This is a genomic window from Streptomyces sp. NPDC054841 (assembly GCF_053611045.1).
The window spans coordinates 1-3,090 of record NZ_JBSGZO010000726.1 but is presented as its reverse complement, the minus strand read 5'-3'; the positions used below and the strand labels follow the sequence as shown (position 1 = coordinate 3,090).

At 70.2% G+C, this 3,090-nt stretch carries 1 protein-coding gene and 1 pseudogene; both read right to left on the bottom strand.

Annotated elements, in window-relative coordinates:
- Positions 1–81 precede the first annotated feature (81 nt).
- Positions 82–2,475: an ATP-binding cassette domain-containing protein gene (locus ACWGI8_RS42360; RefSeq protein ID WP_453668791.1), complete on the bottom strand. Its 2,394-nt coding sequence runs from the start codon at positions 2,473–2,475 to the stop codon at positions 82–84.
- A gap of 338 nt (positions 2,476–2,813) precedes the next feature.
- Positions 2,814–2,942, bottom strand: a pseudogene (locus tag ACWGI8_RS42355) (VOC family protein); the annotation flags it as partial.
- Positions 2,943–3,090 lie beyond the last annotated feature (148 nt).

The following is a 3,090-nucleotide window of genomic DNA, read 5'->3' as shown; positions in this document are numbered from 1 at the left end:
CCACCCCGTCCCGATGCCCGCACCTGACGAGTCCTCTCCGGCCGGAGAGGACTCGTCCCACGGTGTCCGCGAGGGCCTCGGTCAGGCGCCGACGTAGTCCGCGAGGTGCTCGCCGGTGAGGGTGGAGCGGGCGGCGACGAGGTCGGCGGGTGTGCCCTCGAAGACGATCCGGCCGCCGTCGTGGCCGGCGCCGGGGCCGAGGTCGATGATCCAGTCGGCGTGTGCCATGACCGCCTGGTGGTGCTCGATGACGATGACCGTCTTGCCGGAGTCGACGAGCCGGTCGAGCAGGCCGAGCAATTGCTCGACGTCGGCGAGGTGGAGGCCGGTGGTCGGCTCGTCGAGGACGTAGACGCCGCCCTTGTCGGCCATGTGGGTGGCCAGCTTGAGCCGCTGCCGTTCGCCGCCGGACAGTGTGGTCAGGGGCTGACCGAGGCTGAGGTAGCCGAGCCCGACGTCGGCGAGCCGCTCGAGGATCTTGTGCGCGGCGGGGGTGCGCGCCTCACCGGCGCCGAAGAACTCCTCGGCCTCGGTCACCGACATCGCGAGCACTTCGCTGATGTCGCGGCCGCCGAGGTGGTACTCCAGCACCGAGGGCTGGAACCGCTTCCCCTCGCAGTCCTCGCAGGCGGTGGCGACGCCGGCCATCATCGCCAGGTCGGTGTAGATGACGCCGGCGCCGTTGCAGGTGGGGCAGGCGCCCTCGGAGTTGGCGCTGAACAGCGCCGGCTTCACGCCGTTGGCCTTGGCGAACGCCTTGCGGATCGGGTCGAGCAGCCCCGTGTACGTCGCCGGGTTGCTGCGCCGCGAGCCGCGGATCGGGCTCTGGTCGACCGACACCACACCGCCGTCGGCGGGGATGGACCCGTGCACGAGCGAGCTCTTGCCGGAGCCGGCGACGCCGGTGACGACGCTCAGCACCCCGAGCGGGATGTCGACGTCGACGCCCTGCAGGTTGTTCGCCGTCGCGCCGCGGATCTCCAGCGAGCCGGTGGGCGTGCGGACCGTCTCCTTGAGGGTGGCCCGGTCGTCGAGATGGCGGCCGGTGACGGTGTCGCTCGCCCGCAGCCCCTCGACGGTGCCCTCGAAGCAGACGGTGCCGCCCTCCGTACCGGCGCCCGGGCCGAGGTCCACGACGTGGTCGGCTATCGCGATCGCCTCCGGCTTGTGCTCCACGACGAGCACCGTGTTGCCCTTGTCCCGCAGCCTCAGCAGCAGGTCGTTCATCCGCTGGATGTCGTGCGGGTGCAGGCCGATGGTCGGCTCGTCGAAGACGTAGGTGACGTCGGTGAGCGAGGAGCCGAGGTGGCGGATCATCTTGACCCGCTGCGCCTCGCCGCCCGAGAGCGTGCCCGCCGGCCGGTCGAGCGAGAGGTAGCCGAGGCCGATCTCCGTGAACGAGTCGAGGGTGCCCTGCAGCGCGGTGAGCAGCGGCGCCACCGAGGGGTCCTTGAGCCCGCGGACCCACTCGGCCAGGTCCCGGATCTCCATCGCGCACGCGTCGGCGATGCTGATCCCCTTGATCTTCGACGACCGGGCCCCCTCGCTGAGCCGGGTGCCGTCGCACTCGGGGCAGGTGGTGAAGGTGACCGCCCGCTCCACGAACGCCCGGATGTGCGGCTGCATCGCCTCCTTGTCCTTGGACAGGAAGGACTTCTGGATCTTCGGGATCAGCCCCTCGTAGGTGAGGTTGACGCCGTTGACCTTCACCTTGGTCGGCTCACGGTAGAGGAAGTCGTGCATCTCCTTCTTGGTGAACCTGCGGATCGGCTTGTCCGGGTCGAGGAAGCCCGACTCGGCGTAGATCCCCACGGTCCACACGTTGTCCGACTTCCAGCCGGGGATGGTGAAAGCGCCCTCGGCGATCGACTTGGAGTCGTCGTAGAGCTGGGTGAGGTCGATGTCGGAGACCTTGCCACGGCCTTCGCAGCGCGTGCACATGCCGCCGGTGCGGGTGAAGGTCGCCTTCTCGGCCTTGGTCCTGGCACCGCGCTCGACCGTGATCGCGCCGCTCGCCTTCACCGTGGCCGTGTTGAAGGAGTACGCGCTGGGCGGGCCGATGTGCGGGTCGCCGAGCCGGCTGAACAGGATGCGGAGCATCGCGTTGGCGTCGGTGGCGGTGCCGACCGTGGAGCGGGGGTCGCCGCCCATCCGCTGCTGGTCGACGCTGATCGCGGTCGTCAGCCCGTCGAGTACGTCGACCTCCGGCCGCGCCAGCGTCGGCATGAAGCCCTGCACGAAGGCGTTGTAGGTCTCGTTGATCAGCCGCTGCGACTCCGCGGCGATCGTGTCGAACACCAGCGAGCTCTTGCCCGAGCCGGACACGCCGGTGAACACCGTCAGCCGGCGCTTGGGGATCTCGACGCTGACGTCCTTGAGATTGTTCTCGCGCGCGCCGTGCACGCGGATCAGATCGTGGCTGTCGGCAACGTGCAGCGCAGGCGACTGCGTGTCCGTCCTCGTGGCCTTGCTCATCGGGTCTCCATCTGTCGGGCGGGGCCGCCTTCGCGGTCTTTGTCGGCTCCGTCGGCGTCGCCTGGCTCGATCTGACGAGCTTCGAGCGTAACGTCTGGTCGTCCTCCGTCGGCGCGGTCGCGGCAACGGACGGGGACAACCTGATCGGCGGTGTCGGCCGGGGTGGCGCGAGGCCCGTCCGCCCGACTCCGGCCGGGGTGGCGCTCGGCGCGAGAACCAAGGCGCGGGGATGTGCGGAACGGAACCACCCGGCCCCAGCCGGACGGCCCGGGTGCCGCCCAGGTGCCTGTCGGTCGGTCCATCCGTCGGCGTGGCCGTCAGCGCGATCGCCGGACGGTTCAGCGCAGCTCTTGGATGCGGATCAGGTCGCCCGCGGGATCGCGTAAGGCGCAGTCGCGAACGCCCTGCGGCTGCTCCGTCGGCTCCTGGACGACCTCGGCGTCGCAGGCCTGCAGCCGCTCGAAGGTGCAGGGTCGTCGTGCGGGAGGAAGGTCGCGTGGATGGTGATTTCCATGGCGGTCACGCTAAGGGCTGTCCCGTAATCCCCGGCGGGCGCACGACGACAGCTACGGCACCTCGCTGCGTTGTCGGATCGCCCGAATACGCCCAGTATGA

Coding starts and splice junctions, on each gene's coding strand:
- ACWGI8_RS42360 (WP_453668791.1), bottom strand. CDS start 2,475: ATGAGCAAGGCCACGAGGACGGACACGCAGTCGCCTGCGCTGCACGTT.